The sequence below is a fragment of the Pseudonocardia sp. TRM90224 genome (assembly GCF_021245725.1).
In the GTDB taxonomy this organism is placed as follows: domain Bacteria; phylum Actinomycetota; class Actinomycetes; order Mycobacteriales; family Pseudonocardiaceae; genus Pseudonocardia.
This window is the reverse complement of sequence record NZ_JAJGSX010000033.1, coordinates 58790-71435: the sequence shown is the minus strand read 5'-3', so window position 1 is coordinate 71435 and position 12646 is coordinate 58790. Positions and strand designations below refer to the sequence as shown.

Genomic DNA, 12646 nt, shown 5'->3' with positions numbered 1-12646 from the left:
ACGCGCAAATGGCCCAACCGACTCGTCAGCTCGGCGTCCCGATCACCCCGAGGCGGTTCTGCCCGCGGTCGGCGGCGTCCACCTGCACGGGCAGGACGATGTGGCGCAGGGGGCCGGCGTGGCCGGTGAGGCGTTCGTGCAGGAGGCGGGCGGCCTGGCGGCCCATCTCGCGGGTCGGGAGGCGGGCGGAGGCGACGGCGAGCGGGGAGACCTCGACGAGCGACTGATCCATGCAGGCGAACTCGACGGAGCCGGTGAAGCCGGTCTCCATGGCCAGCATGTCGGAGACGACCAGCGCGAGGGTGGGGGCGTTTCCGCAGATCAGGCCGGTGAGCGGGGGGTCGCCTTCCAGCCACGAGCGCAGCCGCGACCGACGGATTGTGGGGTCGAGCGAGTCGTAGCCGCGCAGCGCGGAGCGCTCGGGCAGCTCGGCGAGGCCGTTGGCGCGCAGCGCCCGGTAGTGGCCGGACAGCCGGTCGCGCACGGAGGTCACGTCCGACTCGCTCCAGAGCACCACCGGCGAGCCGTGGCCGCGGGCGATCATGGTCTCGGTGATCTCGTAGCCGATCGCGAAGTCGTCGAAGAGCACGGCGTCGGTGGGCAGGCCCGGCACGTAGCGGTCGACCAACACGACGGCGACGCCGGCGCGGCGCAGCTCGTCGATCGCCGTCATCGACGTCGTGCCCTCGCGGGCGAACAGCACGACCGCCTGCGAGGCGCCGCTCTCGTGAATGCCTCGCAGCACCTCCTCCTCGTGCGCGACGCCGCGGCTGTACTCGACGCCCACGCGGTAGCCGAGCAGGGCGCACTCGGCGGCGAGGCCGTTGAGCAGCGACGTCTCGTGCGGGCTGTTGGCGTCGGCGCTGACGTAGGTGACCACCGGCTGCCCGTTCGACGCGGTGCGCGGCGCGGCCGGCTGCGGCACCCGCTCGGCGACGAACGTCCCCCGGCCGCGGCGGCGCACCACAACACCGTCGCTCACCAGCTCGTTCAGCGCGCGCACGGCCGTCGTCGTCGAGACGCCGTAGCGTTCGACGATCTCCCGCTGGGTGACGAACGGCTGCTCAGCGGTGAACTCGCCACGGGCGATCGAGTCGAGCAGCTCCTGCTTGACCCACGCGAACAGCGCGACACCCGATGCCGGCTGCGGCCGGTCCTGCGGTGCTCCCATCACTCCCCTTCGGTATCGGCCCTCTGGTCACGCAAACCATATGCGCCCTCACCGACAGCCAGACATTGACGCATTAAAGCATTGATGAAACGGTTTGCGCGGTCCTTCATCCGGGTCTCGACGAGGAGCAAACCGCATGCACGACGATCGCCAGCTGGTCGAAGAGCGCATCGACCGGATCCTGCGCGAGCGCATCCGCCCGGCAGTGCACGGCGAGACCGCGCCCCTGACGGTCGAGGTGTGGCACGCGCCCGGCGAGCCGGTCCCGGCGGCCGAAGGCATCGCCGCCGACTACCGCCCCTTGCAGGGCAACGAGGCGTGGGGCCCCGCGTGGGGCACCAGCTGGTTCCACATCACCGGCACGGTCCCCGCCGGATGGGCCGGCCGCGCTGTCGAGGCCGTCATCGACCTCGGCTTCTCCCAGTCGCACAGCGGGTTCTCCGCAGAGGGGCTCGTGCACCGCCCCGACGGCACCGCGATCAAGGGCCTCAACCCGACCAACACGTGGGTACGCATCGCCGACAAGGCCGAGGGCGGCGAGCAGATCGATCTGTACGTCGAGGCCGCCGCGAACCCCGACGTCTCCGACAACGCCGTCACTCCCCTCGGCGACGTCCGCACCGCCGGTGATCACCCGCTCTACCGCGTCCGACGCATCGACCTCGCGGTCTACGACGACGAGGTGTGGCAGCTCGTCCGCGACGTCGAGGTGCTCGCGCAGCTCATGCGCAACCTCGAAATGGGCAACCCGCGCCGGTGGAACCTGCTGCGCGCCCTCGAGGACGCCGTCGACCGCACCCTCGACCTCAAGGACGTCTCCGGCAGCGCAGCTGCCACCCGCGCCGTGCTCGCCCCCGCGCTCGCCGCCCCTGCCGTCGCCAGCGCGCACCGCGTCAGCGCCGTCGGGCACGCGCACATCGACTCGGCCTGGCTGTGGCCACTGCGCGAGACCGTCCGCAAGGTCGGGCGCACCATCGCGAACGTCACCGCGCTCATGGACGACGACCCGGACCTCGTGTTCGCGATGTCGTCGGCGCAGCAGTGGGCCTGGATGCAGGAGCACCGCCCCGACCTGTGGGAGCGGATGAAGGAGAAGGCCGCGGCCGGGCAGCTCGTCCCGGTCGGTGGCATGTGGGTCGAGTCCGACACCAACATGCCGGGCAGCGAAGCGCTGGCGCGCCAGCTCGTGCACGGCAAGCGGTTCTTCCTCGACGAGCTGGGCATCGACACCCAGGAGATCTGGCTGCCCGACTCGTTCGGCTACACAGCGGCGTTCCCGCAGCTCGTGCACCTCTCGGGGTCGAAGTGGTTCCTCACGCAGAAGATCTCGTGGAGCCAGTTCAACAAGTTCCCGCACCACTCGTTCTGGTGGGAGGGCCTCGACGGATCGCGGGTCTTCACCCACTTCCCGCCGGTCGACACCTACAACTCCGAGCTCTCCGGCGACGAGATGGCGCACCTCGTGCGCAACTTCGCCGACAAGGGCCGCGCCAACCGCTCGCTCGTGCCGTTCGGGTGGGGCGACGGCGGCGGCGGCCCCACCAGGGAGATGCTCGGCCGCGCCGCGCGCCTGCGCGACCTCGAAGGCTCCGCGCGGGTCGAGATCGAGGCGCCCGAGCGGTTCTTCGAGAAGGCGCACGAGGACTACCCCGACGCCCCGGTCTGGGTCGGTGAGCTCTACCTGGAGCTGCACCGCGGCACGTACACCAGCCAGGCCAAGAACAAGCAGGGCAACCGGCGCACCGAGCACCTGCTGCGCGAGGCCGAGCTGTGGTGCGCCACCGCGACGGTCCGCACCGGCGCCGAGTACCCGTACGCCGAGCTCGACCGCATCTGGAAGACGGCGCTGCTGCACCAGTTCCACGACATCCTGCCCGGCAGCTCGATCGCCTGGGTGCACCGCGAGAGCCGCGAGACGTACGAGCGGATCACGGGCGAGCTCGACACGATCATCACCGGCGCGCAGCGGGCGCTGGCCGGCGAGGGCAGCGGCACGGTCGTGTTCAACGGCGCTCCGCACGCCCGCGACGGCGTCGCCGCCGGTGGCGCGATCGTCGCGGGTGACGCGCCGGAGGCCGTCGGCGTCACCGCGGCCGACGGCGGGTTCGTGCTGGACAACGGCCTCGTGCGGGCCACCGTCGACGCGCGTGGCCTGCTCACGTCCGTCGTCGAGCTGGCATCGGGCCGCGAGACCATCGCCCCCGGCCAGGCCGGCAACCTGCTGCAGATCCACCCCGACCTCCCGGCCCACTGGGACGCGTGGGACATCGACCACACCTACCGCAACACCGTCACCGACCTCGTCGACCTGGTGTCGATCGAGCACGACGTCGATGCGGCAACGGGCGTGGCGGCAGTCCGCGTGGTGCGCCGGTTCGGTGCGTCCACCGCGACGCAGGTGACATCGGTGGCGCCGGGCGCGCAGCGCGTCGACATCGAGACCGAGGTCGACTGGCACGAGTCGGAGCTGTTCCTCAAGGCGGCGTTCCCGCTGGACGTGCGCGCGGAGCGGTCGACGGCGGAGACGCAGTTCGGCTACCTGCACCGCGCGACCGACACCAACACGAGCTGGGAGGCGGCGAAGTTCGAGATCTGCGCGCACCGCTTCCTGCACGTCGCGGAGCCGGGCTTCGGGGTCGCGGTGGTCAACGACTCGACCTACGGCCACGACGTCTCCCGCACCGTCCGCGCGGACGGCGGCACGACGACCACCGTGCGGCTCTCGCTGCTGCGCGCGCCGCGCTACCCCGACCCGGAGACCGACCAGGGCGTGCACACCTTGCGCTACGCGCTGGTGCCCGGCGTCGACGTGGACGGCGCGACCCGTGAGGGCTTCCGGATCAACCTGCCGCAGCGGCAGGTCACCGGCTCGGCCGCGGTGGCGCCGCTGGTCACCTGCGACCACGACGGCATCGTCGTCTCTGCGGTCAAGCTCGCCGACGACGGCTCCGGCGACGTGGTCGTGCGTGTCTACGAGTCGCTGGGCGCCCGCGCGCAGGGCTCGCTCGCGCTGGGCTTCGACGCCGCGTCGGTCGTCGTGACCGACCTGCTGGAGCGCACGCTCGACGACCAGGCTCCCGTGCTCGACGACGGATCGGTCGCGCTCACGCTGCGGCCGTTCCAGATCCTCACCTTGCGGTTCCCGCTCGCTTGATCTTTCCCGTCCCACACCCCCGCCCAGGAAAGGCTGGCGCCTGATGGAAGCACGGCAGACAACGAGGTCCGCACCCGAAGTCACGAGACGTCGCGTGCTCGCCGCGGCCGCAGTAGCCGGTCTGGCCGCTGTTGCGGTCACGGCGTGCGGCGGCGGCAGCAGCTCGGGCGATACGAACACCCTCACCGTGACCTACCGGCAGTTCGGCAAGTCGGAGGTGCAGAAGAACTACCTGACCGGCGTGAAGGCCGAGTTCGAGGCGGCCAACCCCGGTCTCACGGTCGATCTGCAACCGATCGTCGCAGGTGAGGCCGAGTACCCGACGAAGCTGCAGCTGCAGATGCGCTCACCGCGGACGGCTCCCGACCTCATCTACGAGGACACCTTCCAGATCAACTCCGACATCGACGCCGGCTACCTGCGCCCGCTCGACGACAAGATCGCCGGCTGGGCCGACTGGCAGAACTTCAACGCGACCGCGAAGAAGGGCGGCACCTCGCTCGAAGGGAAGGTCTACGGCATCCCGGACGGCACCGACACCCGCGGGATCTGGTTCAACAAGCAGATCTTCGCCAAGGCCGGTCTCCCGGCCGACTGGGCGCCGAAGAACTGGGACGACATCCTCACCGCGGCCCGTGCGGTCAAGGCGGCTGTGCCCGACGTGCAGCCGCTGAACGTCTACGCCGGCAAGGGCGTCGGCGAGGCCGCGTCGATGCAGGGCTTCGAGATGCTGCTCTACGGCACCAACGACACCCTCTACGACGAGTCCACCCGCAAGTGGATCATCGGGAGCAAGGGCTTCAAGGACGCGCTGACCTTCCTCGACACGATCTACAAGGAAGGCCTCGCCGCCAGCCCGCAGCAGGTGCTCGACCCCACCTGGACGAGCAAGGTCGGCCAACAGCTGATCCCGGAGGGCAAGCTCGCGATCGCCGTCGACGGCTCGTTCACCGCGTTGAACTGGCAGCCGACCGGCGCGGTGCCGTGGCCGGAGTGGAGCACGGTCATGTCCCCGACTGCGATGCCGACGCAGACCGGGCAGGGCGCCGGCCGCATCAGCCTCTCCGGTGGTTGGACGTGGGCGATCCCGCAGAACTCCGACAACCAGGACAAGGCGTGGGAGCTGATCACCATGCTCTCCGACAAGCAGCACCAGCTGAAGTGGGCGATCGAGAACGTCCAGATCCCGGTGCGCAACGACGTCGCGGCCGACCCGACCTACCTCGAGGCCAACCCGACCAACGCGTTCTTCGCCGGCCTGGTGAAGGACACGAAGTACCGCCCTGCGTACTCGAAGTACCCGCGGGTCTCCAGCGAGATCCAGGTCGCCACCGAGAAGGTGATCACCGGCGCGGCGAGCGTCGACCAGGCAGCCGCCGAGTACGACGAGGCGGTCCGCTCGATCACGGACGGCGAGGTCGCGGAGGCTCCCGGCTCGTGACCTCCATGACGCTCGAGGCGGGCACCCCTCGGCGTTCCAGCGGCAGGCGCGCGCTCCTGCGCGGCCTGCCGCTGGGTCCGGCGGTGATCCTGCTGGCCGTCTTCCTCGGCGGCCCGATCCTCTACTGCATCTACGCCGCGTTCACCGACATGGCGCTCACCGGCTCGTCCGGCATCGACTTCGTCGGCGTCGAGAACTTCGCCAAGGCGTTCACCAGCCCCGAGTTCGGCCGGGCCGTGCTCTACACGCTGTTCTTCACGGTGGTCTCGGCAATCATCGGGCAGAACGTGCTGGGCATGATCCTGGCGCTGCTCATGCGCTCGGGCAGCGCTCCGGTGCGGGCGACCGTCAGCGCGATCGTCGTCGGCGCCTGGGTGCTGCCGGAGGTCGTCGCCGGCTACCTGTGGCTGACGTTCCTCGGCCCCGACGGCTCGTTGAACGCCATCCTCGCCTCCATCGGCGTCCCGACCCAGAACTGGCTGTACACCACCCCGATCCTCGCGGTGGCGATCGCCAACATCTGGCGGGGCACGGCGTTCTCGATGCTCGTCTACTCGGCGGCGCTCTCCGACGTCCCGACGGAGATCGTCGAGGCCGCGAAGGTCGACGGCGCCGGCACGTGGCGCACGCTGTTCTCGATCACGTTGCCGATGATCCGGCGTTCGATCGCGACCAACCTGATGCTCATCACGCTGCAGACGCTCTCGGTGTTCGGGCTGATCTGGGCGATGACGAAGGGCGGTCCGAGCAGCAAGAGCACGACGCTGCCGATCTTCGCCTACGAACAGGCGTTCTCGTTCTCACAGCTCGGCTACGGCACGGCGATCGCGCTGATCCTGCTGCTGATCGGCGGCATCTTCTCGCTGTTCTACCTGCGGATCCTCCGGCTCGAGGAGAACACGTCATGACCACCGACGTGCGCGTCCCCGCGCCGAGCGCGACCCTGCCCGCGCCGGCACCCCGGCGTGGCCGAGGGACGGCGATGGTCGGCAAGGGTGCGGTCAACGCCGCCCTGATCGTCATCGCCGCCTGCTACGTCATCCCGCTGCTCTGGGTGGTGCTCGCGGCGTTCAACGCCACCGCGGGCCTCTCCGTGAGCTGGCCGGACCCGTGGACACTCGAGAACTTCAGCGCGGTGCTCGACGAGGAGACCACCTTCCGGCCGATGCGCAACGGGTTCATCCTCTGCGGCGGCGCCACGCTCTTGACGATGCTGTGCGCGGTGCTCGCGGCCTACCCGCTCTCGCGGTACCGGTCGCGGTTCCGGCGGCCGTTCCTGCTGACTATCCTGTTCATGACCGGCCTACCGATCACCGCGATCATGGTGCCGGTGTACGGGCTGTTCGTGCAGCTGAACCTGATCGACACCTACACCGGGACGATCCTGTTCATGTCGACGACGGCGCTGCCGATCGCGATCTGGCTCTCGAAGAACTTCATGGACTCGGTGCCGATCGAGGTCGAGGAGGCGGCCTGGACCGACGGCGCGTCCGCGATGCAGGCGCTCCGCACGATCGTGCTGCCGTTGATGTGGCCGGGGCTGTCCGTGGTGGCCCTCTACACGTTCATCGGGCTGTGGGGGAACTTCTTCGTCCCGTTCGTGCTGCTGCAGTCGAACGACCAGCTGCCGGCCTCGGTCAGCATCTACACGTTCTTCAGCCAGTACGCGGGCGTGATCTACGGGCAGCTGGCGGCGTACTCGATGCTCTACTCGCTGCCGGCGGTGCTGCTCTACCTCGTGCTGTCGCGGCGGTTGAGCGGGGCGTTCACGTTCGGCGGCAGCGTCAAGGGGTGACCACCCCACACTTGCGCCGCGCCCCGTGACGGGGCGCGGCGCAGATCCGGTGGGGTTCTTAAGGCGCGGTCGGCTGGCCCTGCTGCGCGCGCACGGCGATGGGCGCGCCCGCCAGGTCCTCCTCGTTGCACAGCAGCTTGAGGTCGTAGTACGGGCGACCGTCGCGGTCGTCGTAGTCGAGGTGCACGGCGATCACGTCGACCGGCTCCCCCAGCCAGTCCTGGACGCTGCGCAGCCAGGCGGCCGATCTTTCCAGTGCGGTCGGCAGGTCGTCGTCGACGAACTGGACCGGCCGGTACGGGACCTGCTGCACAGCGTCGCCGCTGTTGCTCGGCCGGGGAAGTTCGGTTGCCACACCTGCCTCGTCGAGGTCGAGCTCGACGACGGGCTCCTCGCTTGCGTCCACCCGCCAAGGTTGACCCATCCGCCAGCCACCTTCAAGCCGGACACACCTCCGACCTGTGCGGCAGGGGTGCGGCAGGGGTGCGGCAGGGGTGCGGCAGGGGTGCGGCAGGGGTGCGGCAAGGTGGTGGCATGGCGAACGGATTCAACCCACCCGGCCTCTGGCCGCAGAACGGCCGGGCGTTCTCGCACGGCGTCGTGCAGGGCGACGGCGTGGTCGTCCACATCACCGGGCAGGTCGCCTGGGACGAGCACAGCGCCGTCGTCGGCATCGGCGACGCCGGCACGCAGCTGGAGCAGGCGATCGGGAACGTCCGCCTGATCCTGGAGGCGGTCGGCGGCACCCTCGACGACATCGTGACGCAGACGATCTACTACCTCGACCCCGCCGACCTGCCCGCGATCCAGCGCGTGCGCGCCGCGCACTTCCCGGCCGCAACCGCGCCGGCGAGCATCCTCATCCAGGTCGTGGGGCTCGTCTCGCCCGACCTGCTCGTGGAGGTCGTGCCCGTCGCGGTCGTCCCGCACGAGCGGTTCCGGGCGCCGGGCTGACGGCCAGGCCGAACTCTGGGTTCTATGCGCTCGTTCGCTCCGCGGTGATCACCTCGGCCTTGCCGACCACGGCGTGCCAGCGTGCCGACCAGTCGTCGCGGACGGCGGCGAACGCCTCGTCGTCGAGCCCGTAGGTGGAGACGATCACGTTGACCGGGCCGACGTCGGTGCTGGTCGGGTCGGCGCCGACGGAGACCAGCCAGCCGTCGGCGGTCACGATGCTGGCGTCGTACCAAGGTGCCCCCTCGCCGACGAGCTCGACGACCTGCGGTCCGGTCGCCTCGCCCTGCATGTGGACGGTGCGGCGGTGGCCGGGCGGCGCCGCCTCCAGCCAGAAGCGCAGCTGCTCGAGGTAGAAGCGCCAGCCGTCGGCAACCCCGCTGTAGAGGTCCTCCCAGTTCGCGTCGGAGACGTCCGGCACGACGAGCCGCACGACCGTGCGGTCGCCGTCGGCGGCGAGCAGGAGCTCGGTGTCGTCGTCGAACGCGATGCGCTCCGGCGGGTGCAGCTCCGAGTCGTCGACGAACGAGCGCAGCTCGTCCTCCGACCCGGCCGCCGGCCGCTCGGGGCGTCCGCCGTCGCGGGCGTCGTAGTCGTAGCCGAACCATTCGCGCAGGCCGTCGGTGGTGCTGACGGCCCGCCACACCTCTTCACGGGGTGCTGTGACCACCAGCTCCAGGATCGGTCGTTTTGTGCTGCTCATCGGGTTCCTCCTCAGGTGTCGGTGTCGGTGTCGGTGCCGGTGTTTGGGTTGCGGGATGTCCGGCGATCACCAGCCGGTAGCGGCGCTCCGATCGCGCTGACCCGTAGGCGGCGGCGAGCTCCGCGACCCGGCCGGCCAGCTCGTCGGCGAACCGGGCGATGTCGGCCGGCTCCGCGAACCCGACGTCGGCGGTGATCGTGAAGGTGACCAGGCGCTTGCCCGCGTCGCGGGCACCGTCACGGAGCGCGGCGACGTCGCTGAACGCTCGCGCCGTCGTGGCCAGCAGGGTCTCGGCGGCGAAGCGGTCCTGGTCGTCGGTCGAGGCCTCTCCGAGCACCTGCGGCGCGACGACGACCGTGCGCGCCGTCGCCCGCACGACCCGCTCGGTGCGCCCCCGCCGTTGCCGGGTCTCCACCAACTCGACGAGCCCGGCCTTCTCCAGCTCGCGCAGGTGGTAGTTGACCCGTTGGCGGGTCTCCCCGATCCGGGCCGCCACGACGGTCGCCGACGCCGGCTCCTGCAGCTCGGCGAGGATCTGTCGCCGCAGCGGGGAGAGCGTGCCGCGCATGTCCGCTTCACGCAGGACGTCCAGTGCCTCGGCCATGCCGCCAGCCTCCACTAGGAAAACTCGTTTGTCAAAAGATGGCGGGCGAGAAATGTCCGTGCTCTCCCGGTGAAACGCCGCCTTCCTAGCGTCATCGACGGGTCCCGGAGCGCAACTTCCCCACCGTTTTGGGCACCTGCGCGCCGTGGGGGCGCGCATCCACCCAAAACGGTGGGGAACTTGGGGGTTGGAGGGTGACGTGTCTGCCTGGTTGATCGGTCTGCTCGCCGTGATCGGCGGGCTGCTGCTCGCCGCCATCGTCGTGCTCGTTGCGCGGCGGTTGCTGCGTACGCAGCGTGTGGAGTCGGGCTGGGACGCGTGGACCCGTGTCGCGGCCACGTTGCCGTGGCGCGACCGGATCGCGATCCTGCGCTCGAACTCGACGGGGCTGCCGGTGCAGGACGTCCGGCTCGCGGCGCTCGCGGCACAGCGCGGCGAGGCAGCGCAGAGCTACCTGGCCGCCACCGCAGGATGGACGGTTTGGGTGTGGCGGGCGGTGGCCGCCGTACAGCTCGTCAGCGCGGTCCTGCACGTCCTCGATCAGGACTGGCTGTTCGCCGCGCTCTACCTCGGACTCGCGATCTTCTGGCTCTGCATGCCGTACCTCATCCGCTTCGACCGCAGGCTCGTCGCCCGCAGCGCCGAGGCGAACGCGCGGCTCGCACCCGACGAGCTGTGAAACTTCCCCACCGTTTTGCCCATCTGCAGACCCTCGAGGGCGTGTGGATTGGCAAAACGGTGGGGAAGTTGTCAGGACGTGGGCATCGGCGCGTCGAGGAAGGTCGTGACGATGTCGAGCACCAGGGCCGTGCGGGCCATGCCGAAGAAGTGGGTACTGCCGGGGAGCACCGCGAGCTGCGAGGTCGGCACGCCGTGGAAGTCGCCGTTGACGTCGCCGCCGCGCAGCCGCAGGAACTTCACGGCGTGGTCGAGCTTCACCGCGTCGCAGTCGCCGACCGTGATCAGCGTGGGTGCGGCGATGCCGGAGATGTCCTCGTCGGCCCACCCGCCGCCGATGTCGTAGGAGCCGAGCTTGTTCAGCAGGTCCTGCAGCTTGTCGGGGTTCGGCGACTTCGCGAGGTACTCCGCCTCCATCGGGGTGCCGGCGATCATGTCGACGGTCATCTCGCCGACCGCATCGGCGTTCTCCGACCGGTCGCCGTCGGGGTGGTACGACACCGACGACACGATCAGCTTGCGCACCAGCTCCGGGTGCTTGATCCCCAGGTGCAGCGCAACCGCGCCACCGACGCTGAACCCGTAGACGTCGGCCTTCTGGACGCCGAGGTGCGCGAGCAGGCCCACGACGTCGGACGCCAGCGCCTCGGTGCCGAGCGGCCGGTCGATGTCGTTGGTGCGCCCGTGGCCCTGGAAGTCGGCGGCGATCACCTGGCGGCCCGCCGCCAGCCCCGGCAGCACCTGTCCGAACTGCAGGTCGATGTTGAAGAGGCCGCCGTGCAGCAGGAGCAGCGGCGTGCCGCCGGCGCTGTCGGGCTCGCCGTGGGTCTCGTAGTACATCTGCAGGCCGTTGACCGGCGCGTATCCGGACTTCACAGACATCTCAGGCTTCGACACCGCCGGGAGTATTCATGCGCCCGGGGTGATGGTCAACGCGGCTGACGCTCGGGCACCGGGCGGTCACCAGGCGACCGGCAGCGCTCCCACCCCCGAGATCGTCCCGCGACGCGGGGTGAGGTCGGCCAGTGCGACGTCGAGCCGCAGGCCGGGGATCCTGGCGAGCAACCGCTGCAGCGCCACCTCGACCTCCAGCCTCGCGACGTGCTGGCCGAGGCACTGGTGCCCACCGAAGCCGAACGTCAGATGGCCGCGGGGGCGGCGACCGAGGTCCAGCTCGTCCGGCCGCTCGAACACCTCGGGGTCGCGGTTGGCCAGCGGGTTCAGCACCGCGACACCGTCGCCTGCGGCGATCCGCACGCCGGCGATCTCGATGTCGGCCCGCGCCACCCGCACCAGGCCGGCGGTGAGCGCGACGAACCGCAGCAGCTCCTCGACCGCGCCCGGCCACGACACCTCCCCCGCCAGCAACCGGCTCAGCTCGGCGGGGTGCGTGAGCAGGGCGAGCACGCTGACGGCGATCGTGCTCACCGTCGCGTCGACGCCCGCGACCAGCACCACCGTGGCGTACTCGACCATCTCCTCCTGTGTGATCACCCCGGCCTCGACCTGCGCTGCGAGGTCGCCGAGCAGACCGCGCCGCGGCCGGTCGGGCCGCGCCAGCCGGTCGGTGAGGTATGCGGTGACTGCGGCCGCGGTGTTGAGGTTGTGCAGCACGGTGTCGATGTCGGGCCGCTCGTCCACCGCGACGCCGAGCAGCTCGGCGGCACCGGTCGTCACCAGCGGGCGGATGTATGCGGTAAGCAGCTCGGCGGCCGGCTCTTCCCGGCTCGTCATCCGGTCCAGCGCGGCGTCGGCGGCGGCCTCCAGGGCCGGCCGGTGGGTGTGGGTGCGTTTCAGCGCGAAGGCGGCACGCATCGCGCGGCGCTGGTCGAGGTGCTGCGGCGGGTCGGTCCGCAGCAGGGTGCGCATGGTGCGGCTGCGCTCCGGGCGGCCGAGCGCCAGCACGCGGGAGAGCTTCGGGATGTCCCCGACGTCCGGGTCGACGCTCAGGCGGTCGTCCGCGAGCAGCGCCCGGGCGGCCGCGAGGCTGGTCGCGGCCCAGACGATCCGCCCGTCGAACAGTCGGACCTCGGTGACCGCACCCTGCTCCCGCAGCTGCGCCTGCCCGTCCGGCAGGACGTACGGGCATTCGCGCATCAATGGGAGATCCGGGACGGCGAGCTCGGTTTCAGGAACGGTCACCGAT

At 70.6% G+C, this 12646-nt stretch carries 12 protein-coding genes; 6 read left to right on the top strand and 6 right to left on the bottom strand.

Going from position 1 to position 12646, the window contains the following annotated elements; genetic code table 11:
• Positions 1-25: 25 nt before the first annotated feature.
• Positions 26-1171 carry a LacI family DNA-binding transcriptional regulator gene (locus LL648_RS32655; RefSeq protein WP_232666654.1) on the bottom strand — a complete coding sequence of 382 codons (1146 nt, stop codon included), beginning with the start codon at positions 1169-1171 and terminating at the stop codon, positions 26-28.
• 136 nt (positions 1172-1307) lie between these two features.
• Here LL648_RS32655 and LL648_RS32650 point away from each other — a divergent pair, with 136 nt between their 5' ends.
• From LL648_RS32650 to LL648_RS32635, 4 genes are all read left to right on the top strand, one after another.
• Positions 1308-4325: an alpha-mannosidase gene (locus tag LL648_RS32650; RefSeq protein WP_232666653.1), complete on the top strand. Its 3018-nt coding sequence runs from the start codon at positions 1308-1310 to the stop codon at positions 4323-4325.
• Positions 4326-4419: 94 nt separating this feature from the next.
• Positions 4420-5766, top strand: coding sequence for an extracellular solute-binding protein (locus tag LL648_RS32645; protein ID WP_232666652.1), 1347 nt, complete (start codon positions 4420-4422; stop codon positions 5764-5766).
• A 5-nt stretch (positions 5767-5771) separates the two neighbouring features.
• Complete coding sequence (locus LL648_RS32640; protein ID WP_232666680.1) at positions 5772-6674, top strand: carbohydrate ABC transporter permease; 903 nt, start codon at positions 5772-5774, stop codon at positions 6672-6674.
• Entirely contained in the window at positions 6671-7561 is an 891-nt protein-coding gene (locus LL648_RS32635; RefSeq protein WP_232666651.1) for a carbohydrate ABC transporter permease, read from the top strand. The genes LL648_RS32640 and LL648_RS32635 overlap by 4 nt, the downstream gene beginning before the upstream one ends.
• Positions 7562-7619: 58 nt before the next feature.
• On the opposite strand, the gene LL648_RS32630 is transcribed toward LL648_RS32635, so the two are convergent.
• On the bottom strand, positions 7620-7967 hold the full coding sequence (locus tag LL648_RS32630; protein ID WP_232666650.1) for a hypothetical protein: 348 nt from the start codon (positions 7965-7967) through the stop codon (positions 7620-7622).
• A gap of 128 nt (positions 7968-8095) precedes the next feature.
• On the opposite strand from LL648_RS32630, the gene LL648_RS32625 reads away from it, so the two are divergent.
• On the top strand, positions 8096-8515 hold the full coding sequence (locus LL648_RS32625; RefSeq protein ID WP_232666649.1) for a RidA family protein: 420 nt from the start codon (positions 8096-8098) through the stop codon (positions 8513-8515).
• A 22-nt stretch (positions 8516-8537) separates the two neighbouring features.
• Here the strand turns inward: LL648_RS32625 and LL648_RS32620 are convergent, their stop codons facing one another.
• Positions 8538-9218, bottom strand: coding sequence for an SRPBCC family protein (locus LL648_RS32620; RefSeq protein WP_232666648.1), 681 nt, complete (start codon positions 9216-9218; stop codon positions 8538-8540).
• Entirely contained in the window at positions 9166-9822 is a 657-nt protein-coding gene (locus LL648_RS32615; protein WP_232666647.1) for a winged helix-turn-helix domain-containing protein, read from the bottom strand. Before LL648_RS32615 ends, LL648_RS32620 begins: the two co-directional genes overlap by 53 nt.
• A 199-nt stretch (positions 9823-10021) precedes the next feature.
• Between LL648_RS32615 and LL648_RS32610 the strand changes: the two genes are divergently transcribed.
• Positions 10022-10501: a hypothetical protein gene (locus LL648_RS32610; protein WP_232666646.1), complete on the top strand. Its 480-nt coding sequence runs from the start codon at positions 10022-10024 to the stop codon at positions 10499-10501.
• A gap of 71 nt (positions 10502-10572) precedes the next feature.
• On the opposite strand, the gene LL648_RS32605 is transcribed toward LL648_RS32610, so the two are convergent.
• Positions 10573-11382, bottom strand: coding sequence for an alpha/beta fold hydrolase (locus LL648_RS32605; protein WP_232666645.1), 810 nt, complete (start codon positions 11380-11382; stop codon positions 10573-10575).
• A gap of 78 nt (positions 11383-11460) precedes the next feature.
• A complete protein-coding gene (locus LL648_RS45485; protein ID WP_232666644.1) occupies positions 11461-12642 on the bottom strand; it encodes a cytochrome P450 in 1182 nt (393 codons plus the stop codon).
• Positions 12643-12646 lie beyond the last annotated feature (4 nt).